Source organism: Mycoplasma sp. 527, assembly GCF_053851595.1.
Genome location: NZ_JBSQAY010000004.1, coordinates 44,927 through 71,883, shown reverse-complemented (window position 1 = coordinate 71,883; position 26,957 = coordinate 44,927). Strand labels below are relative to the sequence as shown.

Here is a 26,957-nt window from a genome sequence, read left to right as displayed (position 1 = left end):
TTTTACAAAACAGTGAAAATAATTTTATTGATATATTTTTAAAATTTTACATTATTTTTATAGTTTTTAAGGGGAGTAAAAAAAATAATGAATCCGCTTTAATAAAATACAAAAATATAAAAACCAGCACTTTAAAATAAGTGCTAGTTTTTATTTTTTTGGAATTAACGAGCTGTTTCAAATGTATTAATAACTAAATTATTTAATTCATTTGCTTCTTTAGCTAATTCTAATCTGCATGGGCAGTAATATTCTGCTTCACATTCACAGTATTGACCAGCAAGAATTTTTGATAATTTTTCTCTTCTTCATAGAGCTAATTGTTTTTCAATAGGTGTTGAAGCAAAGAAAATTACCATATATAGAACAAATAACGCTGATGTTGCACCATATCCAACTAAGTCAGAAACAAAGTTTGCCTTATCAGTTCCTTGAGCTGTGAAGTATTTAGCAAGTGTCAATCCAAGTGAAACAAATGGATCTAACATGTAGAATACTAATGTTGTTATAACCATAACAACAGCAATAATACCTGCTCATACTGTGTGTTTGTTCTTTTGAACAGCAATAAAGTTTTTCTTTCTGTTTTCAAGAGCACCAACAACTGCTAATGCAATAAACATAAATGCAAATACAGCCATTCAGTTAGCCATTAAGTCTGAGAATGACAATAATGTACCAATGTCGTATCCGTATCCTGTTCCATAACCAGTGATGTCGATATATGCATACGATCCAATTGCTGTAAATACAACCATAAATGGTAGAGATAATAATAAACAGAATAGAGTTCCAACGATTGGCATTTTACTGTTTTTCATATATCTGTATACTGAAGCAGGAACATAAATTTCCCCTTCTTTAATTAAGTCTTCTACGAAACGAGTTGCTCATAATGAGAATCCATTTAGAATACCTATAACACCAATAGCAATAAATACATTAATTAGACCAAATGCTCAACCATGTCCTTTTCCTGCTAATAAATCACCAAAGTCATAGAAACCACCTGACTTAGCACCAAGTGACATAGCTGCAGCAATAACAATGTAAATACCAGTCATTGATAATAGACCAATAACTAAAGCTGCAGGAGTTTTTTCAGGATTCTTCATTTCTGATTGAATACCAGCAGAAACATAGAAACCATCAAATGCAAAGAAGATACCTGCAATTGATCCAAATATACCTAAAACTGGAGTTAATTTTAAGAAGTTTGTAGAATCTTTGTTAAATAATGTTTCCTTAGTAATAGGGGTTCAGATATCTGCATTTCCTTCTTTTACACGTAATCCTAGGAAGATAAATCCAACAATTACGATAGCTACTAATGGGATAAACTTAACTGATGTTATTATTAAGTTTTGAATGTTTCCAGCACGACCACTTAAACCAGCTGAAAATAGCATTCATATTGTTAATACTAGTCCAATAACGAAGTAAATTCATGGAGCAGCATGTGATCCACCAAAGTTTGGAGTTAATCCAAATCCAGAAGCTGCGTCTTGGAATTGAAGTATTACATAATAAGGCATAAAGAAGTATGTAAATGGTAGATATAAGTAAGTCATAAAGAACTTATTAGCCTTATATATGGCTAGCGTGTTAAACGCCTTAGATCAACCAATCATACCTAAGTTGTCATTACGACCTGACGCTACTTCAACTAGAGCAAGAGCTAAAGTAACAACAGCAAAACCGGCAATTAATCATGTCGCTAATGATAGAGCGATATTTCCGGCAGAGTATTCTAGAACTGCTTTAGATCTTAAGAAGATACCAACACCAATCGAACCACCAAGTACGACCATGATTGCTGCAAAGAAACTTATTTTTTTCTTTGTGTCAGAAGTAACAACCATTTGTTCTTCGGCCATCATATATTTCCTTTCATATAAATTAAAAAATAAATAAAATTCGAACTTTAGATACACCAACATTTATATGTCTCTATGTCCCACAAAAGATGTATCCAAATTAATATTATATTGTTTTTTAAAAAATGTTAAAATAATTCACGATAGCTAGGTCTTTTTAATAGAAGAGCTTAATACATTGATTCTATAAAATTAATATTAAGAGGGTATAATGAATAAAATAATTTTTGTAATTGATATGCTAAACGGTTTTTGTAACAAAGGAAAAATGGCAAGCATTCATATCAATAATCTAATCCCAAAGATTGAAAAGTATTTATTTAAAAATAAAAATGAAAAAATGTTATTTGTTTGCGACTCACACAAGGAAAATGACGTAGAAATGCAATCATACCCTTTACATTGTTTAGAAGAAACATGAGAAGCTGAAATAGTAGACGAACTAAAACCATATGTAACCGATGTTATTAAAAAAAACTCAACCAACGCTTTTTTTGCCTTTGTTAAATCAGGTTTAATTGACTTAATTTATAAATATGATGTATTTGAAATCCTAGGATGTTGCACTGATATTTGCATATTGCAATTTGCCCTTACCTTGAAAACATATCTTAATTTTAAGGGTTTAGATAAGGAAATTATCATTTATAAAGAACTTGTTGATACATTTGAAAATGAAAATCATAGTAGAAAAGCATATCATGATTTTGCACTTGAATTAATGAAAAACAGTGGTATAAAAATTAAATAAAGTAGGCCTTTGAGATGCCTACTTTTTTGGATATTTCATTTTTAAAATAATATGGCGGGCAATAAGGGATTTGAACCCTTGCGAGCTATTAACTCCTAACAATTTTCGAGACTGTCCCCTTCGGCCGCTTGGGTAATTGCCCTTTTTTAACAATATAAATTATAAACAAAAAACTATTTAAGCATTTTATTTTAATTTTATCTTTATATACTTCTTACCAAACATATTACTCTCGTAACTTGCTTACCTAAAAAAATTCTAATATTAATGTCAAAAGTGCTCGAATTCTTAGCTGCGCAAATAATTTAAATTAGATTAGTATTGATACTAACCGCCAAATATTTTTTTTATAGCAATGAAAAATTATATTAATTATGCTAATTTACGAAATTGTTTTTGGTTTCTTATGTTGGTTCTCTTCAGTCACATTTCTTAATCAATTAACCTTAGCTGCTACAATTTCAAATATCCCTCATCTAACGAAATCAATTGAAAAATATAGAAAATATGACAATTCGAGGCTCAAAGAGCTTGTATGATTATTTCGTAGCGGTATAATGATTGCAAATGTTAGGATTATTAATCACATAAATGATAATCAATGCGCAGATAACATAGTTAATGAACCAACAATATTCCTTCCGCCAGCCCCTGGCAATGCAGCGGCTGTATAGAACCAACACCAAATAGGATTAATAAATAAAAATGTTAATGATGTAAGCAAAAATATTCTAGTAAATGTTGATGCAACCTGAGCCTTCATTAGACTTATTCATTCCAAAACAACGGGCAATCTAAGAAATTCAATAATCTCTCTATTGCCGAAATCTGATTGTCCATTTCTAACATCTTTAAGCATTTGAGTTACCTTATTAATTATTTGCGGATCAATTACTCCAGATTTTAGTTGAACATCAAACACTGATTGTATTAACTTCGGGTCACTTGATCTTAAATAAAACTCAATATTATGAGAAATGGATTCCTGTGTCCCTTTTGATGTAGCGGGTGAATAGGCAATACCAAAAATAACGCCTAACATAATCAATGACATACAAAAACCTGAAATAGTATGAAAACCCCTTAGAGCATAACCGTGTTTTTTTGCTTCTTCAAAATTATTTCTGCCTAGGTTACCAGCGACAAAATATGAAACATTAGATGAACAGGCAGAGGTAATGGCCGATGTTATCGATGAGAGACTCTCAACTAAACCTAAAATTGTAACTGCGTTAATTCCCATTCACTTTTCCCCGATTCCGGAACCGTTTGCCAAATCATCCGGAAAGGCTCTAGCTCAAATGATCATTCTAATAGGTAGAATAACCATTGCAACAATTGTTATTAACATAGCAGGTATGCGTTTTAATATTTGCTTTGCAATCGGCCTAGTTATATAGTGAATTTTGAAAATGTTAATAAATATTGGTCTATCCTTATAGTAAGTTAATAAGGAATCTGACAACAAACATACCAATCCACTAACAATAGAACCAAAAGCCGCATAATAAGCATGACCCTTAAATGCATACAACAAAATAGAATTTATTGTAGCATTTGTAGCAAGAGTTAGACATGCTGAAATAAAAGCTAGATTTGAATGACCAGTTTCATTGAGTTGCATATTCGTGTTAAAGTTAAAGGATGTCAAAACTCACGAAATTGCAATAAGCATTAAATACATTCTTGCCTCATTTAGAGCTGCACCCTTAATCTTGGCACCGCCAATAAGATGTATCAATGCAGTCGGCTGACTTCAAGAAGCCACAGCAAGCAAAATACTTATAAATAAATACATCCATATTCTAAGGTTCATAATTTGTTTAACCTTATCAAAGTCTTTTCTACCATAATATTGGCCAACAAACATACCTGCAATACCTTGTATAGCAAAAAATATTGTATATATAATTCCAGTGTAAGTATTGGCGTAAGTTAAGGCATCAATTCCCGAAGGAATGTGACTTACCATAAAGTTATCTAAAAAACCATTTAAGCAAAACAAAATTTCACCAATAATTATTGGCCATGTTTTTGAAAAATAGAGCTTTAAATCATGCTTAGATTGAGGCAGCAATCTTCTCAAATAATGCTTTTTTTCTTTCTTTAAAACATTAGATGACATAATTACTCCTTTCTAAAATATTTAAAATTTAAATTAAAGAATTCAAATCTTCTCCTTAATTTCTTTTAGTGTCAAATTATCATCAAAATCAATATTTTTTATTAACTTTAAAAAATCTTTTTTATATAAATATCTTTTTATTAACAAATCTGTTCTTTCTGGGTCAGAAGCTAAAAATATCATTTTATTAACATCATCACCTGAATAATGTCTAAGTTCCTTAATAACTAAATTTTTATTAAGATTGAGCATATATTTCTTTCTTTTATCATTGGCTCTTAAATGTGAAACTGAATTAACATACAACCAAAAGCCTACAAAAGCAGCAATTGCACCGTTTCGACCTGCGGTTCGTTTTTTTAATGATATAACGTCAGACTGATTAATGGCCTTCTTTATATTAGGGAAATATTCCTTACTAAATTTTGGCCCTGTGAGTTTAGATAAAGATAAAACAGGACACGAGGGATCTAATAATGGATTAACCAAATTTTTTGGAAACAATTTTATTAATATTTGCTTTTCTAATGTTGGATTATGGCCTATAAATGTAATTTCATTAATATCAATTTTTGAATTAATATCGTATATATGTTTTATTATATTTTGCTTCAATGTTGATCAAATGCCTTTTATTGATTTAATTTTTAAAAAATCAATAATAAATGTTCTTGTTTCGAATTTTCCATTTTGATTTAAAGCACCCACTGTATAAGCAAAGGGAGTATTAGCTGGAATTGCTAATAATCTTGCAAAAGGATTTGATATCGCTTCAAAATCAATATATACATATTTACTATTCATAATTAGAATTATAGCACTTTTATCAGAATCGAAGGTTCTAAGAAACATTTGACAATATTTTTGATTTAAAATTAAGTATATTTTTTAAAAATGTTTTTATAAAAAATACAATTACTTCTAAATTTTAATTTTTGTAACTACTTATTTTATAAGTAAATTTGTAATATAATATTATGGCTATGGAATTAAAAAAATATATTAGAACAGTTGAAAACTTTCCTGAACCAGGTGTTAAATTTAAGGATATATCTCTTCTTTTGGCTAACGGTAATGCCCTAAATTACACAATTAATACTATGTCAGAATTAGCTAAAGATGCAGACATTATCGTCGGACCAGACGCTAGAGGATTCCTTTTTGGCACTCCTGTAGCCGCTAAATTATCTAAACCTTTTATTATGGTAAGAAAAAAGGGGAAACTGCCTGGCGAAGTTATTAGTTGTGCTTATGGTTTAGAGTATGGGCGCTCAATCCTTGAAATTCAAAAGGGATTAGTAAAACCGGGACAAAAAGCAGTTATTATTGACGATGTTCTAGCTACCGGAGGAACCTTAGAAGCAATAACAAAATTGTTGAAGGATCAAGGAGTTGAAATCCTAAAAATTATTGTGCTAATGGAACTTGACGGTTTTAATGCAAGAAAAAGATTAAACTGTGAAATTGATAGCTTAATTTTTATAGATAAAGATAATAATAAGTAAGTTCTGCTAGAACTTATTTTTTGTATAATTTAATTTTATCGAGGAGGTATTAATGAAAAAATATAGTAAATATGAAGAAATTGAGTCAGAATATCGCTTTGACCTGGAAGATATTTTAGGCAATAAAACATATCAGCAACTTTTTGATGAATATTTTGCCTTGTTTGAGAAACAAATAGAAATAAAAGATTCAAAATATGATAATTTTGATAATTTTGTTGCTTCAATAAAACTAAATGAGGAATTCATTTTGTTGAGTAACAAAATTGAAAACTATCTATCGAATAAATTAAATATAAACATTATTGATCCTAAAATCAATGAGATGATAGCAACTTTTGAAGCAACAAATGCCAAATACGCAAAAAGATTGGGCTCAGAAATTAATCGTATTGATCGACATAAACAAAAAATTAAGGAATGGCTAAATAAACCAGAATTAAAGGAAGTAAAAAAAGATCTTGAGGCAATATTGCTTGAACTAGATCATAAATTGGATGATAAGATTGAAACATATTTAAACGATACAATCTCTGGTCATCCAGATGTAACTGAATTGTTTGGTGTTTTAACCGATAGTGAAATTACATTTGGCTATGCACACGATAGACATGGCAAAAAACATGAAATTACAAGAGCAAGCATGCAATCATTTAGAAAACACGCTGATGAACGAGTAAGAAAAGAAAGCTATTTTAATTATTTGAATGGTTATTTAAAACATAAACAAATTTTAGCCAAAATGTTATATCAATATATCAAGGAGTTATCGGTTAATGCCCTACATCGAAAATATCCTTCAACGCTTGATTCAATTTTAATGAATGACCATGTTGACAAAAAATTGCTTGAAATTATTTATGAAAGCGTAATTTCAAATATAGATATATTTAAAAAATATCATAATGCGCATGCTAAATTCTTTGAAGCTAAATTCAATAAAAAAATGGAATTATGAGATACTTCGCTTGATTTGATAAAAATCAAGAATTCATATTCAATTAAGGATGGCCAAAAAATATTAAAAGACATAACCTCGGTAATGCCATATGAATACCCAAAAATAGTTGATAGAGCTATCAAAGAAAGATGAATAGATTATATAAATGTTCCCTCAAAAAGATCGGGAGCATATTCAATTGGTTCAACGCATGGAATTAATAAGCTTTATATTTTAATGAACTGAGATAATACATTCAACTCTGTGAACACCTTATGCCATGAAATGGGACACTCAATGCATTCATATTTTTCAAATAAAAACCAAAGTGTATATCGAAGTCAATACACTGTATTCATAGCCGAAATAGCTTCAATATTTAATGAGTTATTACTAAATGATTATTTAATTTCAAAAGCAAAAACGGATGAAGAAAAATTCTTTTTACTTAATGAAAGCATTAATGACTTTGTCGTCACAGTATTAAGACAAACACATTGGTCTAATTTTGAATATGAATTATATAATCGCATTGATAATAATGAACCACTTAATTCATATGAAGCTATTGAAAAAATTTATGTTGATGTATCAAAAAAATATCAAATAAGTGAAAATGAAGTAAAAATTGGCAATCCAATAAATATTCATAGCGTTATGGTGCCGCATTTCTTTTCATATTTTTATGTTTATAAATATGCACTCGGTTACATTGTGGCAAACTTCTTCTTTCAAAAATATAAAGTCGAAGGAAAAAGCGCATTAGAAAATTATGTTAACAACTTTCTATCAGCAGGGGATAAAGATTGACCGGTTAATGTCTTAAGGGACGCTGGTGTCGATGTATATTCAAAAGAAATTTATAATATGGCTTTCGAAATTCTTGATGACAAGGTTAATGAGTATATAAAATTAGGAAACAAAATTTTTACAAAAAATAAATAAATAAAAAACTCACAATTAATTTTGTGAGTTTTAGTTTTTAAAATAAATATTTATTTTTATTTTGAATCATCAACATAGACAATTGTGAATCTAAGCGGTTCACCGCCAAATTCTTCATCGAATAAAGTTTTTATATAAGCCTTATCGGCGCTTGTTTTGTATAATCTCAAGGCTCTTACATATTTTGCAAGATCAAATTTCTTTAAAATAGCTTCATTTTGAAACAAAGCCGGATAAATATGAGAATATGTAAAAATTGAGACTTCTGAATTTCCGTCAGATTTTTTAGTAATCGATAATTCGAGAATAATACCTTGCTTAGTTAATAAATAAACATCATAGGAATCTTTATTATTTTGTGAACTTTCTTCAATAACATATTGAAGCATTTCATTTGTTTTAGGGCGATTAAATGACCCTAGATCCAAACTGTTTTTTTGAAGCTCTTTACTTAAAATGTCAGTAATACCTTTAAATTGATTAAAAGCTTCATAAAGAGCAAACGTAAATCGATCAAGATTAAACAAAAACCATAATCAATTATCTTTAAAAAGTTTAGCTAATTCAGGGCGATATTTTTCCAAAGCAATGACCTTATTCTTTGAATTAAAATTATCATTTGATTTAAAAAATGCAATAACATTATTGGCATAAAGCAAATAATCTTTAATCTCGGTTAAATAGTTATCATTTATCCTTTTTTGTTTTTGTATATAGGCATTTTTATCAGCATTGTTTTTAAAGGCTAAATCAAGAAGTGAATTAACATATTCATATTTCAAAAAAACATCTCATTTTTTCTCTTTTTCATCATTAACAGCTATTGAGGATAATTTAGATTTGTTATTTTGCTGACTCGTATTTTGGCATGATATAACAGCAATTGGTGCAAATAATGTAGCAAGGGCTAGACCAGAAAGAATTATTTTTTTTCGCTTCATAATATTATATGTCCTTCAATATTAATAAACCAAGTGCTGGAAAATTATAGTTCTTAACAACAACATTCTCAAAAGCATCAAATCCACGTTTGTTATGATGAATAATCGCATTGTGAACAGCATCTGAAACTAACTTAATTGATATCTTCGAAGATATTGATTTAGGAAAATAAATCATCCTATCAAAAGTCAAAAAACTTTTATCACTTTTATTTTTAGAAATCAAAATTCTTAATAAGAACTTGTTTTTCTTAAGATAAAAAATATCATCTTTGGATTCAGGCGATTCATCTCCTTCCCTCAATTGATCCCAGTTGTTATCAATAAAATTTGCATCATTTGGTTCAAATTTTTCTGCATGGTTTTTTAAAGCTGCGATAAATTCATCGCTATGCTTAACTTGACCAAAATCCGGAAATTTTCATCAATCCAAAAAAGTTCATGTAAATCTTTTAATGTTTTTTATAACAAATAGTCAATTTTTAGAATAAAAATCCCTTAAATTTTTAATGTTTTCCTCATTATTTTCATCGGTAAACTTTTTGGTTATTTTTTTTGCTTCATCAAAAAGCTTCTTCTCATCTTTTTGAGACTCAAGAAAATTTGTTTTTGCTACTTCATCGCCTTTAAATCTTAGGTCTATTAACTGCTTTATCAATAAGTTGGTTCTCTCTTCATCAGGATTTTCAATATTAGGAATATATTCAAAACCTTTAGGAATATTATTTCTTAATTGAGTGCTTGGCTCATTATTAATACATGAAACTAGCCCATATGATAAAGGTAAGACTGAAATAAATGAAGTAGATAAAATAATCTTATTATTTTTTTTCATCGATAAACCTCATAGTAAATTTAAATATTTTAAGTTCTTCTTTATTTATTTCATTTAAAACATCAGCTAGATCATCATTATATTGATATATAGCGTGAAATTCAATATATTTTTCATCAATGTATGGCTTAATAAAAGTTTTTTCATCAAATGGCTCATTTTCTAGTTCGGCATCTTCTTTTGCTGATTCTAAATTCGATTTGAAAGTTTTAACACGCTTCTCAAAAATTTTTTCTTCTAGTTGTTTTAGTTGATCTTCAATATTCATTTCATTTTTAAAAATAAGAATATCTGGAACTATCAAAAGTTTAGGGATTCCCTTATCTATAAATTTCCAAATCTTAATTACCTTGTTATTATCAAATAAAAGATAAACAATTTCCTTGTCTGTGAAGACATTATATTTTTTAAGTTCAGGTATATCCTTAAAAGGCATTTTAATCAATTTTTTAGGTGTATTATCTCGCACGCTAATAGAAAGAGAATTAAATTTTTTTCTAACCTCATTAAAGTATTCTTGCTCTTTGGCAAAAGTTTTATATCTATCGCCATAAGGATTAAAAATGTACTTAAATTTAGATAAATTATTCAACGTTCAATATCAATCATTCGATAATGTATTTTTAATAACCTGCATTGAAGTTAACGCCAAAGGACGATAATCTTGGTTTTTATGAACGCTATTTTGAATAAATACAGGATCATAAACAAAAGCATATTTTAATTCGTTAAATTTAGAATCTGATTTATTTTCTTGTTGAAAAATGTAAATATTTTTTTCATTAAGATTATTTTTAGCAAAGAAATCAAGTAATAAGCTAATTGACTCATTTCTATAATATTCTTTTCTTTGTTTTTTAGGAAAATCGATAGAAGTATCTTTAATATTTTTTATGTTAGCACAACTAATAGCACAAAGCGGTAATATCGGCAAAACCAAGCTAGTTAGATATAACTTTTTCATAAAATAGTTTTTCTAATGGTTCTTTTTTAATTCCGGTATATAAGATATTGCCATTATGTATTAGGGTTACAGAGTTAACATATTTATCGATTTCAGCCAAAACATGGGAACTAATTAAAATTGTAATTTTTTCATTTTCATTAATATCTTTTAACAATGAAAAAAGTTCAAATCTAGCTGTCGGATCCAAATTAGCCGCTGGTTCATCGAGAATTAATAGTTTTGGCTTATGCAATAGTGCTTGAATTAATAAAATCTTCTTTTTTTGTCCAGAAGAAAATGTATAAGGCCTTTCATATAATAACTGTTCTATATTAAAAAATTTAAGGTAGTTTTTAATTTCATTAATAGCATCAGTTTTTTTGATATTCGATAGTATTGAAAGATTGTAAAGATAATCAAAAACGGTTAATTCTTTCGGAAATTCAGCAACTTCTGGAACATATCCAATAATTGAACGTGCTTCTGCTTTTTTAATATTAATATTATTTATTAAAATATCACCCTCATAATTTGCATATGCACCAATAATTGTTTTTATTGTTGTTGTTTTACCGGCACCGTTTTCTCCGATAAAGGCATGAAATGCACCGTGCTTTATAGCAAAATTAATTGATTTAATTCCGCGATCAGTTTTTGGAAAGATTTTTTTTAGATTAATGATTTCTAGAATATTTTCCATAATTACTTGTAATCCTTTCTCTTGTATAAAGCAAAAACTGAAGCAAATAATACACCAATCAAAATTGCTCATAAAATAAAGTAAACATTTTTATTAACAATTTGTTTTTCACGATTTATAGCAAACACTTTATCCGCAGATTGGAAAAGATAGTTTGTAGGGCTTGTTGTTAACTCGTATCTAATTAAAACTTTTTCATTCTTAACAAAAAGTCTCTTTTCAAACCCTGCATATCCTCCGATGTAATAATTGAAACCAGCTATTTTTAATTCAATTTGATTATCGCCATATGAACTTGAACTTTTTGGATTTTTTATAACTGCTTCAAAAATTTTATTATTTTGGTAATTAAAATATATATAGTTTAGTAATGCAACGCCTAAATATATTTTTCTCTCTATTTCTGATTGCAATTTCTTTTCTTTAACAGCGTTTTCGTTGAATACTGTAACATTTGAATTCAAATATTGATTAATTGGACTTTCTAAATTATTTATAAAAGTAGAAATACCTTTTGTTAATTCATTATGCAAATCAATAACATTTTCAGATGTTTTATTCTTTATAAAATCATCAACAAATCTTTTAGCTATATTGTTAAAAATTTTATCATTTAATGCTTCATAAACATATTGTCATTTTAATCTCCCTACAATATTGTTTTCGGCAGAAAATTGTGAGTTATCCTCAGGGAATGAAATATTAACGCTAGATGCTCCCTCTCTCGCATAAATAATATCAGTATTAATAGTATTAGGTATAACTGAATTAGATTTTAACAATCCTGGAACAATATACTTTTCAATATTACCTTCTTTGGATGTAACCGTAAATTTAGGCAATTTAGGATTTTCGTCTAACTTATATTTATATAAAATGCTATCTAGATTGTTATAATAAATATAATTATCTTGATTTGAGTATTTAGTTTTGCTAATTGACTCAAAAACATTTTGGTTTTTAGTATTAAAAATATCTAGTAATTGATATGGAATAGATAATCATGAATAAAATTGCCACTCACTCGATGAATTATTAGCAAGTTTCATTACCTCTCTAAGATATGAAACTTGCTCGTTTGAAAATTGCTTATTTTGAGATCCGTTGGGAATAATTAACAACTCATCCTTATTATTGTTTATAAAATATGGTTCAACATTTGCTTCATTGCCAGAAAAGTGATATGGATATTTCTTATTAATAAAGTAAGCGGCGTTATTAACATTTGTTGTTGCGTTAGCTGACAATAAAGAACCACCAAGAGCTAATGGAATAAAAAACACCAAAGGCAATGTAATAGCAATTTTTTGGCTTAGCTTATATCCTATTAGCGCTGTAATTAAAGCAATCATTAAGTAAGATGCTAAGGAGATAACAAAAAATAATAGCGAATATAAAAACAGATTTGCTCCTGAATATAATGCGTATGTTGACAATAATGAAGAAATAAAAAGAACTGTTGATCACAATAAACCGAAGTATATTAATGATAGTAATTTGCCTAAAACCAGCCCTTTTCTTGAGATCGGTTTAGCAATGCTAACAAGCTCTAATCCTTCCTGTTCGAAATCTTTAAAAATATTTAGCGCCTTAATAGATGCAAATAATACAGTTACTATAAGAACAGAAAAAATATAAAGATATGAAGCAAGCGTCAAATATTTTTCGCTAATCACAAATTTAAATACAAAACCAACTATAAATGAAAAAATTAAAGTTATAGCAGGAATGATAATCGAACTTTTCTTCTTAAAAACAGTATTAAATGCAAATTTCGAATATTTAAATGCTGAAGTTTTCATTTTTTAGACCTTTCAAATTTATAATATATAATTATATATTAAATTAGTAATAATACATATTTTTTATAATTATAATTATATTTTTAATGCAATTTTTTAAATAAAAATGTAATTAAAAAACCACTGATAAGTGGTTTTTAATATATTATAAATTAGTTCATTTCAGTATTATTCTCATCTGTTTGTGGGGTTGTATTTTGTTGTTGTTGCTGTTGTTGCTTCTTTATGAACTCCATAGCTTGAGACATTTTTTGTTCAAAATCATTTATTTTCTTTTCTAATTCATCATAATTTTTATCATTCAATTCTTTTTGGATATCTTCCTTAACCTTTTTAATTTCAGAAAGTTGTGATTCCTCTATTTTTTTAGCTTCTTCTGATTCGAGAGTTTTGTCAATTTGATGAATTAATTGTTCTGCTCTAACAGTCAATTCAATTTCGCGACGTTTTTTCTGATCAGCTTCTCTATTAAGTTCGGCTTCTTGCACCATTTTTTCAACATCTTCCTTCGATAATGAAGATGTATTTTGAATAGTAATGCTTTGTTCTTGATTTGTCTTTTTATCTTTGGCTGTAACCTTGGTAATACCATTAACATCAATTGAAAAACTTACTTCAATTTGTGGCACTCCTCTTGGTGCAGGGCTTATTCCGCTAAGATCAAATCTTCCCAAAAATTTATTATCTTGTGCCATTTGTCTTTCACCTTGTGTAACAACAATCGATACAGAGGTTTGATTATCTGCGGCAGTTGAAAAGATTTGACTTCTTGTTACAGGAATAGTAGTATTTCTTGGGATTAAAGGTGCGACAATATCTCCCTCAACAACAATACCTAGGGTCAACGGAGTAACATCAAGCAATAGAACATCTTGAATATCGCCAGCAAGAACTGCGCCCTGAATAGCAGCGCCAACACTAACTACCTCATCAGGATTAATTGAATTATTTGGTTTTTTGCCAGTAATATCAGAAACTATTTTTTGAACAGCTGGCATTCTTGTTGAACCACCAACCAATAAAACTTCGGTAATATCATTTCAATTTAATTTTGCTTCATTTAATGCATCAAGCAATGGCTTTTTAGTTTTTTCTAATAAGTCCGAAGTCATTGCCTCAAATTCTGATCTTTTTAGCTCTAATTCAACATTAATTGGACCATTTTCATTCATAGCTAAAAATGGAAGTGAAATGTTTGCAACCAATGATTCTGAAAGTGAAATTTTTGCTCTTTCTGCTTCTTCTTTCAATCTAGCCATCGCCATCTTATCATTTCTAGCATCGTATTTATACTTATTGCTTATTTCTTTAATTAGTCAATCAACAATTTTGTGGTCTCAATCGTCACCACCTAAATGATTATCGCCAGAGGTTGATAACACTTCAAATGTTCCATTTTCCATTTCAAGAATAGAAACGTCAAAAGTACCGCCCCCAAGGTCAAATACTAATATTTTGTGATTTTCATCTTTTGACTTATCTAACCCAAATGCTAATGCTGCTGCAGTTGGTTCATTGATAATTCTAACAACATCTAGACCTGCAATAATACCGGCATTTTTAGTTGCTTCACGTTGCGCATTATCAAAATACGCTGGAACTGTAATAACTGCTTTTTTAACTGCGCTCCCAATTTTCTTTTGCGCATACTCTTTCATATATGAAAGAATTAAGGCACTAATTTCCTCAGGTTTATAATCTTTTTGATTTGCTTTAACAGTTTTTGAACCACCCATTAATCTTTTAATTGAGGCAATACTATCTGGATTTGTCTCTAATTGTCTTTTTGCACTCTCACCAATTATTGTTTCGCCGTTTTTAAAGGCAACAACAGATGGGGTAGTTCTCTTACCATTTGGATTTTCTAAAACCTTAGGAGTTCCGTTTTCAACAATCGAAACCACAGAGTTAGTTGTACCAAGGTCAATTCCTAAAATAACTTCTTTTGTCATATTCTTTATCTCCTTTTTTTAAATTTAAGATTAAGATTTTTTACATATTTAAATCATCTTTCAATAATTTATAAAATAATTGTACCATATTTTTTAGCACTTTAATAAAATGAGTGCTAATTTTTATTTTTATTATTAAATTTCATTGATTAGCGAATTATTGCTAATTGATTTGTTATCTCTAAAAACCTTGGATATATAAAAAATGAGGTTTTAATTTTCACCTCATTTTTTATATATTTCTTTTTGCGCCTCACTGAAGCAATGACCTCTAACATCAGATTCATATTTTGCACACCTTGAAACAATATATGAAAATGCTTTATCAAAATTTTGAAAGCTTAGTTGTCTTATTTTTTCTATTCCTTCTCATCTACGACCCTGACTTATCTTATCAGCAACATAAAGAATCTTATCAAGCAACGATAATTCTATATCTAATGAAGTATGCTTTTTAATTGCTGAGAGGACTTCCGGATTATTATATTTATAAACATCTCTTAACCAAAAAAAGGCTGTGGTTTGATGCAATTTATATGGCTCCAAATTTGTTCGACTAAATCCGTATTTTTCCAAAAAATCATATGCATCTTGTTCATTCCAATTCTTGGTTATATCATGAGCATAACCCGCTTGGTAAGCATTTTTTATTTTATAATTATTTAATTTTGCAAGCTTTATAGCAAATTCTGCCGTCCATTTTAAGTGAAAATATCTAAATTGCTTTTCTTTATCTTTAATATCAAAGATTAGATTTTTAGCAATTTCCTCAAAATATAAAAAATTTTCACCGATGTATTTTTGTACTCTATCTTCTACTTGCGAAAAATCACCTTTTCTATATTTTGTTGAAGAAAAATTATAAATAGTATTGTTCAAAATTCTTACATTAAATTTTTTCGCATTAACTTTTGAAAACTTATTACCGCGGTTAAATGCACAAATTTTTACTTTATTAGCAATCTCATCAATTTTTTTTCATTTATTTAACATGGGTACATTATCAGTGCCAATAAATAAATAAAGTTCATCATTAGGGAATTTGCTTCTAAAATAATTTATTGTATCAATTGTGTATGAATTACCTTTTCTATTGGTTTCAAACTCAGACAAAAACATTTTATCTTCCAAGACCATATTGATCATATTAATGCGATGGTTATTAGCAACATACTCACTACTATTCTTAAAGGGGTTTTTATTAGTGGGCACAAAATATAACCTATCTAATGAAAGCTCATTTATTGCGAATTTTGCTAAGCTAATATGGCCTTTATGAATTGGATTAAAACTACCACCATATATTCCTATTTTCATTTAATCCTCCAAACTAATTCTCTTGTTTTTTGTCTTTGAATTCTTTCTTAGAAATTTTATATTGTCTGTATTGATATTTTTTTCCATGCTATATTGATATAAAGTTTTTAATAAATTATTACCATTTATAAAATTTTGTTCATTAATTATTTTTTCAACCATATTTTTTGAATCGCTAGAAAGTATATCAAATGAAGAATCAGAATTAAAAATTGTCCTTAAATTACCAATACTTACCCCCAAACCACGAAGTGGCTCTTCATCTCACAAAGAATCAAAAATCAATTCAACATTTTTTCATATCAAATCAAAGTTGCTAGTTCAAGTTGAAATGCTTTTGTTTTTTGAAATCCATATCTTATTTTGGCGTCTTAGCATAACAGAAACTTGTTTAGCCTCTAAATTTGCGTCACTCGCTCTAAGACATACATTTTGAGTAATTTTCTTTAATTCATTAAGCAAAAAAAGTCTATCACTAGAGTCGTCAGTAATAAATGTTTTGCTATTACTTATACTTTTAGCATCGCTATAAAATATATGATCAATCCCTGTATTAATTCCCTTTAAATTTTCAACAAGTTTAAAATAATTTTTGCCAAAAACGCTTCTTAAAAAAATATCATTATCACAATTTACTAAATCTGCTCAAGTCTTAATGTTATAACTAATTATTTTTTTTGAATTAGCTTTACCAATACCAAAAATTTTTTCAACACCTAAATCATAAAAATGTTTTTTAATATCTTCCTTTTTTGTTTCCAAAATACCAAATGGTTTTGCCTTGTTTGTAGACATTTTTGCTAAAAATTTTGTATAAGAAATACCTATTGAGCAGGGAATGTCAAATACATTAAGGATATCATTTTGTATTTTTCTAGCAAAATCTATCGCATTGCCATTCTTTTTAATATTATTAGTAACATCTAAGTAACATTCATCAATTGAATAAACTTCCAACATATTAGAATAGTTTGTTTTTATAAAATTAAAAATTTTTTTAGACATTAAAGAATAAAGTTGATAATGAGGTGAAATAACAATTAAATCCTTAATCTTATCTCTTACTTTAAAAAGGGGATCTCCACTTTTAAAGCCTTGTTTTTTTACTTCATAAGACATAGCAGAAATGATTGCTCTTCTTGAATTCAAAGCAATTACCACTGGTTTGTTTTTTAAATTTTCATTCTTTGATCTCTCGCAACTTACAAAGAATGCATCCATATCAATATGAAATATAACCTTAGCCATTTAATCCTTTTTTAAAAGCGCGATAAACTATTGAGGCACATTCTAAACGATTAAGATGAACCTTAACATTTTCAAATACCAACAATTTACCTAAATCAATATTTATATCTATTTGTTCTTCTCTGTTAATTAATTTAAAGTACTCTTCCAGAATACATAAAATTTCGCTCTTATCTTTATTTAAAACTTGATCAATCATCAATTCCACACTTGAAATAAAAATAGCGCATCCGGTTGCATAATACTTTGCATCAATTAATTTATCATTTTCAAATAGTAAATTTAGCTCTATATCATCAACGCAAACTCTTGAATGTTCTTTTATACCATTTCCTCTTGGAATAGATAAACTATGCTTTGGTTCAGAATAAGAATTAAATATTATTTGTTGTTTTTCTTGGGTACTAAATGATTTCAATAAAATTACCCCCATTTTTTAATTCCTTAATTAATTTATCAATATCTCCTTTATTGTTATACATTGCTAACGATACTCTTACATATGAACTACAATATTTGTTTGTATCTTTAAATTTATAAGCGCAAAAAGCACCAGATCTCACATAAATATTTCTGTTCCCTAGATATGATGCGACATCCTGGGCCGGAACGCCTCTAATATTAAACAAAATTATCGTATCGCCTTTTTTAGAATCAATTAAAACATTAGGCAAAGTTTGCAATTTCTCATAGGCATATATCGCAATTTCTTTCTCATATTTAAATAATTCTGTAACATTAAAACTTTTAAAAAATTCAATTGCCCTTCCTAATTGGATAATGCCAGCAAAATTTGGTGTGCCGGGTTCTCACTTAGAGGATGAATTTCTCATTACTCAATTATTTGATTCTAAAATATTTTGCACCTGGCCACCACCTCATTTTGAAGGTCGAAGATTTTTTAAAATATTATTTTTTATAGCTAATATTCCAGTCCCAGTTGGACCATATAATTTATTGCCAGAAAATGCAATAACATCACAATAGCGAAAATCAACATTACTATGTACAATAGCTTGGGCTGCATCGTTTATTAAAATAATATTATTTTCTCTACAAAGTGAGTATATTTTCTTAATATCAAGATTTATTTGAAAATTATTTGTTAATTGAGGTAAAACAATAATTCGTGTATTTTTATTAATAGATTTTATAATGTCCTCACCGTCAAAACAATATCTAAATCTTATATTTTTAATGCTAAAATTTTCAAGAAAGGGAACAATTGCAGAAGAATGGTTAAAATAAGTAAATAATATTTCACCACTCTCTACAACCTTTGAAAGCATCTGCGCCACCAAATTTAAACTTTCAGTTGTACCCGAAGTAAAAATTATCTCTTCAGGATCAGCATTAATAAACATAGCAACATCACGTCTAATTCTTTGTAGATCACTGTTTAATTTTATTCCTAGTTTCGAATCAGCAGTACGAGTTGAAATTGAATACTTTTCATAAAATTCCATCCCTTTTTTTATCACTACATTAGGCTTAAATGTTAAGGCAGCGTTATCTAAATAGATAATATTAGGATTATTTTTAAACATAGGAAAAATTTTTTCTCTTTGTTCATTAGTCATTTTTTTTCTCCTGTTTAACAAAAAAAGAAAGATATTCAATATTTTTTGACTTCTCCCCACGGATTGGGCTCTCAATAATAGGCTTTAGTAATATAAAATTATTTTCCCTAGCTATATTAATCACTTTATTAATTATATATTCATGATGTTGTTTAGGAACATATCCACCAGGTTCAACATATTTGCTGCTTGCTTCAAATTGAGGTTTAATTAAAGCAACTAATAAAACACCATTACCAAAGGTCCTATTGCAAACCTCAAAAACATATTTTAAACTTATGAAAGAAACATCACAAGTCACTAAGTTTATATCCTCACCGAATAAATTATTATTTATTACCTTAAGGTTTGTCTTTTCATATACAACGACCTTATCATTTATTCTTAAAGAAAAAGCTAATTGGTTTGTGCCCGAATCAAGAGCATAAACCTTTCTTGCTTTGTTTTCTAATAATACCTGAACAAATCCACCCGTTGAAGAGCCAATATCTAAACAAACTTTATCCTCCACGTTAATACCATATTCCTTAATTGCTTCTTTCAATTTGTATGCGCCACGTGAAACATAATTATCCTTTTTTTGTTTAATGGTAATAACACAATCATCACTAAATCTTAATGTTGGGTAAAAAACTTTTTCATTATTTACAATTATCCTTCCTTGCATTGCTAAAGAATCGATGGTTTTTTCATCCAATAAAAATTTTTCCTTTATTAACTGTTTCAAGGTTTTTTTCATACTATTTATTAATTATTTGTTTAGAAATTTTATCGAGAATTTTATTAACAAATTTATAATCATTGCCAGGTGAAAAAAGCTTAGTAATATTAACCAATTCATATATCACTACGCTACTATCATTGTAAGTTAGTTCATAAACACCAAATATTAATATTGCTCTAATTAATGGGCTAATTCGCTCTCACTCTCATGTTTCTAGTATAAACTTCTCAATAATTTTTTTTAAGGTTTCATATTTTGACTCTATTATTTGCAACGCTTGTATTTCACAAGGATTTATTTCATTTAGAGGATTATTAACAATAACGCTCGTATCTAAATGCACACTAAATAGTTCTGATTGATAAAGATAAAAAATGATGTTTTTTCGATAATTATACTTTTTAACTAGAAAATTGCCTTTCATGCTTATTTGTTTTTTTTCTTTCATTACTTCTCCAAGAAATTTATTAATTTAATCATTTTTTTATCTTTATTTTTAGTTAGCGTAAAAACTACACCATTAAACTGACACTTATTGTTTGATACTTTAAATGGCAATCTTGCATCATATCTCATTTTTTGATAAACTTCTTCAAAATTAGAACCAATAGCGCAATCCCTTGGGCCGCACATTCCGGCGTCAGTTAAATAATATGTTCCATGCGGAAGAATTTTAGCATCATTTGTTTGAATATGTGTATGGGTACCGATAAGTGCATCAGCTTTTCCATCAACATACAAACCAAAAACAGATTTCTCTGATGTTGTTTCGGCATGAAAATCAACTATATAATAATCAGCTTTATATAAGCTGTATACCTCATCAAACTTATCAAAAAAGTTATTGGCAACCTCTTGTTTCCAAGGTTGCAATAGGGGATTAAAAGTTATCCCCATAAATGATATAACAGCAATTTTATTCCCTTTAACATCAAATAGTCTAATACCTGACCCTGGATAGCCTTGATCTATGTTAACAGGTCTAATTAAGTCATTATTATCAATTATATCCATTATTTCATGTTTAGCTCAAACATGGTTACCCAATGTAAAGGCATTAACCCCCGCATTTTTTAATTGAAAGTAATGTTCAGGAATAAAGCCCTTTCTACCAGAAACATTTTCAGATTGTGCTATTACAAAGTCTATATTCTCGTCTTTAATAATTTTGTCTAAATTCTTTATAACAAAATCAATACCTGGGTTTCCAAATATATCACCAAGAAATAAAATGTTTATATTCTCTTTTTTCATAGTTTTAAATTATATATAATTTAACGTTTTTTTAGATCAAACAAGTCTTTATAAGTAAACACATTGTTAATAAACATTAGACATTGTTTAATTTTTCAATGACCTGATTATAAATTTCACTATAAAGTTCATTATTTGTTTGTAACAATAGCGATAAATTAATTTGACCTTGGGCAATATTTTGGCCATTATAGTTATATCATGAACCTTTACGAGAAATAATCATAAATTCCTCTGCTAATTGAATAATCTCATTAACCCTAGATACACCTTTTGAAAATACAATTTCAATTTGTGCACTTTTGTATGGTGGGGCTAATTTATTTTTAACAACCTTACATTTAATTTGATTCCCCGTTATATCACCGTTGCTAGTTATATTTTGTGACTTTCTTACCTCAAGCCTAATCGAAGAATAGAACTTAAGCGCCTTACCGCCAGTTGTAGTTTCTGGATTACCAAACAATACTCCAATTTTTTCCCTTATTTGATTAAGAAATATAATCGTTGTTTTATTTTTAGATAATGTACCGGTAATTTTTCTTAATGCTTTCGACATTAATCGAGCTTGAGCACCAATTGTTTGGTCTCGCATTTCACCATTTAGTTCAACTTCTGGAACTAATGCGGCCACTGAATCAATAACAATCAAATCGACTGCACCGGTTTTGGCTAATCTGTCAGCTATTTCTAATGCCTCTTCACCGGAATTTGGTTGAGCTAGAATTAAATTTTTAATATCGACGCCAAGGTTTTTAGCATATATTGGGTCAATAGAATGTTCAGCATCAATAAAAGCAGCAATACCGCCATTCTTATGAATTTCGGCAATTGCATGTAATGCCAATGTAGTTTTTCCACTGCTTTCAGGACCAAATATCTCAACAATTCTGCCTCTTGGTCATCCACCAATTCCAAGAATATTATCAATGTTTAAAGAACCGGAACTAAAAGTTTCTGGAATTATGTTAGGTTCTTCTCCTAATAACATAATTGATTCCTTACCGAATTCTTTTTCAATTTCCTTCAAAATTTGATCAATATTAAGAACCTTTTTTGTGTTTGTTTCATTCATATTTTTGCCTCCACTAATATTTTGCAATACTCGCTTTTAAAGTAGGTTATTTTAGGAAAAAATAGCGAAAACAGATGAAAAAAATATAAATTTGAATTATTTAGAAACAGCAAAAACTTGCTCAAGTTTTTTAATTGCTCAATCCTCAATTAAAAAGGAAAATGTAACATTTTTAGTATCATTATTTTTATAAAAAGTATCAATAATTTTGTATGAATAAATGCCCTTTATTGACTTAATTTTTTCAATGATTTTTTCAACAGTTTCGTGTTTATTTAGTTCAAAAGTAATATCCCTTGTTTTTATAGGTTCATGTCGATAATTAATAAAAGTATTAGAATCATTTAATAATTTATCAAGCATTATTTCTGCAAAAATATAATCTGAGTTAATAATTTGGGGATGAATTTTAGCTATATATCCAATCATTTCTGACCCTAGATAAATAACACATGATGCGTTGGGATGAAAAATTGTGCTATGTGTTTTTTTAAACTCTAATTGTTTATTAGTCAATGACATAACATCTTGTTTAATTTCAGCAAATGATTTAATATTTGAACAAAGACCCAAAATATTCATTTTGCGCCCGATCATTCCGATATCAAAATAAGACCCTTTTTTAAAACCTTGTTTCTCATTATGAATAGCCACCTCATTCAAACTATGAATAAATGATAGACGAACCTGCGAGTGATCATAATTTTTTGCATCCACTGCATTCAAAATTTCTCTGATATTAAAAGGATCGAAAATGTTGTCCTCAGGTTTTATTAGTGTATATGTTCTAACATTTGAATAATTTTTATTTGCTAATGTTCTATAGTATTCATAAACGTTGTTAATATCATAATTTAATCTTGCTATTTTAGGTTGTTTTAGTGGAAAATTATCATAACCATAAAATCTAAAGACCTCCTCAACGAAATCTTGCAAAGTATTTAAATCATAGCGATAAGTTGGAAAAACAACAACTGATTCATCATTTTTAAATTTAAAATCAAGTTTAGATATTTTCTTCATTACCTCATTAAACTTTTTAGTTTTATTAATTGAAAACCCTGCGCATTTATTCAAATATGATTTATCTATTAAGATACTCTTCTTGTGGGTTTTGGGAACATTGATTTGATGCGAGTAATCAGTTAAATATTGAGCTAAAAAATTATAAGCCAAAATCAAAGAGCCATCCGATATCTCACGACTTGCACGCATTGATGAATTTGTATTTAATTTGATTTGCTTAGCATTTTTTCTAACACTCATAATATTAAACGAAGCAAGTTCAAATATAACTTTTTGAGATTCTTTCTTAAATTGATATTGTTCTAAACCTATAGTAGCAGCAATAGATATAGGCGTTTCATTATTAAATACACAAAGCGCATTTTTTAATTCAACTTCTTTATTACCTAAAATATTTAGCTTACCGCTATAATAATCAACATTAAACATATTTGATTGTAGGTCTTCTTTATTATAAATATGACATGGGACGCCGGCAAATAAAAGCACTAAGTTGGTAAGGTCTACAGCATTATTAAATGTTTTAATGTTATGTCTTCATAATAGCATTTGTTCTTGTAATGAACATCTTAAATTGCTATTAGACGCTTCAACCAATGAAAAAGAATGAGTATCATTTAACTTTTTGACCTCAAATGAAGAAATCAAGTTAGGGTTTGCCTTTTTTGGTCATTTTATCTCGGTATCAAAAAATGCCGCTAATTCTCTAGCCATAACAAGATAACATTGCGCATCAGCACGGTTAGAAAGAATTGAAACTTCAATCATATAATCATCTAAATCAAAATAGGTTATTGGGTCGATATTTAAATCTATTTTATCTAATTGAAATATTTGATTGCCAAATTCCTCTGGAATTACATTCGAATTAAAACCCAATTCATCCAAACTCACAAACATACCTTCCGAAGTAATGCCTTTCATTTTTCTTGGAGCAAAGATAATTTCTTTACTTCTCGAACCAGGAACAAAAGAAAGAACATACTGACCTTTTTTCATATTGGTTGCAGTTGTTTGAATAATAGCTTTATGTCCGTCACTATATTCAACCTCACACACTGTTAAACGGTCAGCTTGAGGATTCTTGTATGTATTTGTAACATGACATATTTTTATACCTTCAACATCGCTGAATTTATAATATTGTTCCACTTCAAAACCAATTGAATTTATTGCTTCAACAACATCCTCGATAGTATGAGTTTGTAAATTAGCTAGTCTACATAATGTTTTAAATGAAAAAATCATATTCTTAACTCCTTAAACCTCTATTTAAATTGATTTAAAAATCTTTTATCATTGGTATATAACTCTCGAATGTCTTCAATACCATATTTAATCATTGTAATTCTTTCAATTCCAACGCCAGCTGCAAACCCGTTCATCATATTAGTATAACCAGCAGATTTTAAAACTTTATCATTTAACATGCCTGCCCCCAAAACCTCAATTCATCTATTTTTGAAAAAAATATCAACCTCAACACTAGGTTCTGTAAATGGAAAATATGATGGACGAAGCCTAATTTTTATGTCTTCCTCAAGTACATAAGAAAGCATTTCTTTCAATGTATACATTAATGACGCAAAGGAAACATTACCCACGCTCACTAAATCAAGTTGTGTAAATTGGTGAGTATGTGTTTTATCTTCTTCATCATTTCTATAAACCTTACCAATGGCAAACTGTGAAAATTCCTTATTAGCAAATTTCTCAAGTGCACGAGCGCTTATTCCTGTATTATGTGTTCTTAAAAGCTCATTATTATTTAAATATAAGGAGTCCTGCATTTCTCGCGCTGGGTGTGATGCAGGAATGTTTAAATTCTCGAAATTATATCTATCATTTTCAATTTCAGAATAACTTAGCTCAATATAACCATTAAATAAAAGCCACTCTCTAAATTTTTGAGAAACAAGATTAACGGGATGAATTGAACCTTCATTTTCAACAGGAGTGGCATAATCCACAAAATCTTTTTCTAGTTGTTTTTGGATTTCTAAATTATTAAGTTTATCCTTTGCTATATCAAAAAAGTCTTCTGCTTGTTTTTTTAATTCTTGAATTTTTTTACCTATTTCTGGTTTTAATTCCTTAGAGGCTGTTTTTAATTGCTCCATTAATTGTTTTAATTCAGGAGAATTATTAAATTGATTTTTAATATTTTTTAAGTCTTCTAAATTATTGATTTTATCCAAATTAAACATTATTGTTCTCCTTTTTTTTAACTATTTCTCAGTATTGTTTAACTTTCTTTTCTCAACCTTGGCCTTGATATTCATATGTCTTTAAATTTATCAATTCATTAGGCAGATATTGTTGCTGGACTCAATGATAAGGATAATCATGAGGATACTTATATTTCTCTTTTTTAAAACTTGCAGACAAATTAAATTCCTTAAGATAGTAAGGAGGCTGATAAATTAAATTACGTTCCAATATTTTTTTAGTTTGTTGTATAGCAAGATATCCTGAGTTTGATTTGGGACTCAAAGAAATATTAAGAATCGCAAAACCAATCGGCAAATAACCTTCTGGTAATCCTAATCGCTCGAAACTTTCAATTGCTGCTAGCGTTTGTGGGCCGACCATTGGATTTGCTAACCCAACATCTTCATAAGCAGCGCATAACATTCGACGAAATAAATCGCTAGTGTCTCCAGTTTTTAAAATTAATAGCCCTCAATACAAAGCGGCATCAGGATCGGAACCTCGCAATGACTTATGAAAAGCACTTAGCAAATCATAATGATTATCGGCATTATTATCACTTGCAAAATTTATTGAGGGGACCAACTCTTTAATTTTTCCCAATGTAATATTATCACTTGTGCTAAGTTTACTTATAAGATCAACAATATTTATGGCTCCTCGAAAATCGCCGTTAGCCTGCGTGGCAATAAAATCTTGTATTTCAACATTTTTTAATCAGTCGAATTGCATTTGTATAGATATCTGTTGTAGTCTTTTTTTCATATCTTGTTGCGTTGGAAAATCCATTTCAATAATATGAGTTCTTGAACGCAATGCTGGTTGTATTTTAAAATAAGGATTTTCAGTAGTTGTGGCATAAATGGTAATAAAACCGTCTTCTAAGTAAGGCAACAAAATATCTTGTTTATCTTTATTTAATCTATGCAGCTCATCAATTATTAAAATGTCGTTATTTTTGATTTTTGTAAGTAAATCATCCTTCTTATCAATAGCAGCATTAAAAAAATCATAATTAACATTCATTTGATTAGCAAGAATTGAAGCTATTGTAGTTTTGCCACAACCTGGTTTACCATAAAAAATAAATGAAGAAAGGTCTTTATTTTTGATTATAGAATTGAAAAGGTTTCTTTTAATTTTTGAACAAACAAAATCATCTAAATTATTAGGGCGCAACTGATTAGATAGGTTTAATTTCAT

The 26,957-nt window shown here is 28.6% G+C and carries 23 protein-coding genes and 1 tRNA gene; 3 read left to right on the top strand and 21 right to left on the bottom strand.

Annotation, left to right across the window (positions count from 1 at the left end; genetic code table 4):
* Positions 1 to 164: 164 nt before the first annotated feature.
* Positions 165 to 1,880 (bottom strand): amino acid permease, encoded by a 1,716-nt coding sequence (locus ACWXVQ_RS02525; RefSeq protein ID WP_438340370.1) that lies wholly within the window; start codon positions 1,878 to 1,880, stop codon positions 165 to 167.
* Between the two features lie 208 nt (positions 1,881 to 2,088).
* Between ACWXVQ_RS02525 and ACWXVQ_RS02520 the strand changes: the two genes are divergently transcribed.
* Positions 2,089 to 2,628, top strand: a complete 540-nt coding sequence (locus tag ACWXVQ_RS02520; RefSeq protein WP_456012590.1) for an isochorismatase family cysteine hydrolase — start codon at positions 2,089 to 2,091, stop codon at positions 2,626 to 2,628.
* Positions 2,629 to 2,680: 52 nt separating this feature from the next.
* On the opposite strand, the gene ACWXVQ_RS02515 is transcribed toward ACWXVQ_RS02520, so the two are convergent.
* The 3 genes from ACWXVQ_RS02515 to ACWXVQ_RS02505 form a co-directional block, all read right to left on the bottom strand.
* Positions 2,681 to 2,770, bottom strand: a tRNA-Ser gene (locus ACWXVQ_RS02515).
* Positions 2,771 to 3,010: 240 nt separating this feature from the next.
* A complete protein-coding gene (locus tag ACWXVQ_RS02510) occupies positions 3,011 to 4,753 on the bottom strand; it encodes an MATE family efflux transporter (RefSeq protein ID WP_456013506.1) in 1,743 nt (580 codons plus the stop codon).
* 33 nt (positions 4,754 to 4,786) lie between these two features.
* Positions 4,787 to 5,557, bottom strand: coding sequence for a hypothetical protein (locus ACWXVQ_RS02505; RefSeq protein ID WP_456013505.1), 771 nt, complete (start codon positions 5,555 to 5,557; stop codon positions 4,787 to 4,789).
* A 173-nt stretch (positions 5,558 to 5,730) separates the two neighbouring features.
* On the opposite strand from ACWXVQ_RS02505, the gene ACWXVQ_RS02500 reads away from it, so the two are divergent.
* Entirely contained in the window at positions 5,731 to 6,258 is a 528-nt protein-coding gene (locus tag ACWXVQ_RS02500; protein WP_444704823.1) for an adenine phosphoribosyltransferase, read from the top strand.
* Between the two features lie 52 nt (positions 6,259 to 6,310).
* Positions 6,311 to 8,143, top strand: a complete 1,833-nt coding sequence (gene pepF, locus ACWXVQ_RS02495) for an oligoendopeptidase F (protein ID WP_455966151.1) — start codon at positions 6,311 to 6,313, stop codon at positions 8,141 to 8,143.
* Between the two features lie 56 nt (positions 8,144 to 8,199).
* Here pepF and ACWXVQ_RS02490 read toward each other — a convergent pair whose 3' ends face one another.
* From ACWXVQ_RS02490 to ACWXVQ_RS02410, 17 genes are all read right to left on the bottom strand, one after another.
* Positions 8,200 to 9,084, bottom strand: coding sequence for an aromatic motif membrane protein (locus ACWXVQ_RS02490; protein WP_438340376.1), 885 nt, complete (start codon positions 9,082 to 9,084; stop codon positions 8,200 to 8,202).
* A 4-nt stretch (positions 9,085 to 9,088) separates the two neighbouring features.
* A complete protein-coding gene (locus tag ACWXVQ_RS02485) occupies positions 9,089 to 9,919 on the bottom strand; it encodes an aromatic motif membrane protein (protein ID WP_456013504.1) in 831 nt (276 codons plus the stop codon).
* Positions 9,906 to 10,883, bottom strand: a complete 978-nt coding sequence (locus ACWXVQ_RS02480) for an aromatic motif membrane protein (protein WP_456013502.1) — start codon at positions 10,881 to 10,883, stop codon at positions 9,906 to 9,908. The genes ACWXVQ_RS02485 and ACWXVQ_RS02480 overlap by 14 nt, the downstream gene beginning before the upstream one ends.
* Positions 10,861 to 11,565 carry an ATP-binding cassette domain-containing protein gene (locus ACWXVQ_RS02475; RefSeq protein ID WP_438340379.1) on the bottom strand — a complete coding sequence of 235 codons (705 nt, stop codon included), beginning with the start codon at positions 11,563 to 11,565 and terminating at the stop codon, positions 10,861 to 10,863. Before ACWXVQ_RS02475 ends, ACWXVQ_RS02480 begins: the two co-directional genes overlap by 23 nt.
* 2 nt (positions 11,566 to 11,567) lie before the next feature.
* Positions 11,568 to 13,367: an ABC transporter permease gene (locus ACWXVQ_RS02470; protein ID WP_456013500.1), complete on the bottom strand. Its 1,800-nt coding sequence runs from the start codon at positions 13,365 to 13,367 to the stop codon at positions 11,568 to 11,570.
* 152 nt (positions 13,368 to 13,519) lie between these two features.
* Positions 13,520 to 15,319 (bottom strand): molecular chaperone DnaK, encoded by a 1,800-nt coding sequence (dnaK, locus tag ACWXVQ_RS02465; protein WP_438340381.1) that lies wholly within the window; start codon positions 15,317 to 15,319, stop codon positions 13,520 to 13,522.
* Positions 15,320 to 15,532: 213 nt separating this feature from the next.
* Positions 15,533 to 16,636 carry a nicotinate-nucleotide adenylyltransferase gene (locus ACWXVQ_RS02460; protein WP_456013499.1) on the bottom strand — a complete coding sequence of 368 codons (1,104 nt, stop codon included), beginning with the start codon at positions 16,634 to 16,636 and terminating at the stop codon, positions 15,533 to 15,535.
* A complete protein-coding gene (locus ACWXVQ_RS02455) occupies positions 16,637 to 17,884 on the bottom strand; it encodes a Y-family DNA polymerase (RefSeq protein ID WP_455993822.1) in 1,248 nt (415 codons plus the stop codon).
* Positions 17,877 to 18,317, bottom strand: coding sequence for an iron-sulfur cluster assembly scaffold protein (locus tag ACWXVQ_RS02450; protein WP_438340384.1), 441 nt, complete (start codon positions 18,315 to 18,317; stop codon positions 17,877 to 17,879). Before ACWXVQ_RS02450 ends, ACWXVQ_RS02455 begins: the two co-directional genes overlap by 8 nt.
* Positions 18,289 to 19,464: an aminotransferase class V-fold PLP-dependent enzyme gene (locus tag ACWXVQ_RS02445; protein ID WP_456013497.1), complete on the bottom strand. Its 1,176-nt coding sequence runs from the start codon at positions 19,462 to 19,464 to the stop codon at positions 18,289 to 18,291. Before ACWXVQ_RS02445 ends, ACWXVQ_RS02450 begins: the two co-directional genes overlap by 29 nt.
* Positions 19,457 to 20,203 (bottom strand): SAM-dependent methyltransferase, encoded by a 747-nt coding sequence (locus ACWXVQ_RS02440; RefSeq protein WP_438340386.1) that lies wholly within the window; start codon positions 20,201 to 20,203, stop codon positions 19,457 to 19,459. The genes ACWXVQ_RS02445 and ACWXVQ_RS02440 overlap by 8 nt, the downstream gene beginning before the upstream one ends.
* A gap of 1 nt (position 20,204) precedes the next feature.
* Positions 20,205 to 20,636 carry a transcription antitermination factor NusB gene (locus ACWXVQ_RS02435; protein ID WP_438340387.1) on the bottom strand — a complete coding sequence of 144 codons (432 nt, stop codon included), beginning with the start codon at positions 20,634 to 20,636 and terminating at the stop codon, positions 20,205 to 20,207.
* On the bottom strand, positions 20,636 to 21,442 hold the full coding sequence (locus ACWXVQ_RS02430; protein WP_438340388.1) for a YmdB family metallophosphoesterase: 807 nt from the start codon (positions 21,440 to 21,442) through the stop codon (positions 20,636 to 20,638). The genes ACWXVQ_RS02435 and ACWXVQ_RS02430 overlap by 1 nt, the downstream gene beginning before the upstream one ends.
* A gap of 76 nt (positions 21,443 to 21,518) precedes the next feature.
* Positions 21,519 to 22,517 (bottom strand): recombinase RecA, encoded by a 999-nt coding sequence (gene recA, locus ACWXVQ_RS02425; RefSeq protein WP_456013496.1) that lies wholly within the window; start codon positions 22,515 to 22,517, stop codon positions 21,519 to 21,521.
* A gap of 96 nt (positions 22,518 to 22,613) precedes the next feature.
* Positions 22,614 to 24,791, bottom strand: coding sequence for a phenylalanine--tRNA ligase subunit beta (locus tag ACWXVQ_RS02420; protein ID WP_456013495.1), 2,178 nt, complete (start codon positions 24,789 to 24,791; stop codon positions 22,614 to 22,616).
* A gap of 20 nt (positions 24,792 to 24,811) precedes the next feature.
* A complete protein-coding gene (gene pheS / locus ACWXVQ_RS02415) occupies positions 24,812 to 25,750 on the bottom strand; it encodes a phenylalanine--tRNA ligase subunit alpha (protein WP_456013493.1) in 939 nt (312 codons plus the stop codon).
* Complete coding sequence (locus tag ACWXVQ_RS02410) at positions 25,743 to 26,957, bottom strand: AAA family ATPase (protein WP_456013491.1); 1,215 nt, start codon at positions 26,955 to 26,957, stop codon at positions 25,743 to 25,745. Before ACWXVQ_RS02410 ends, pheS begins: the two co-directional genes overlap by 8 nt.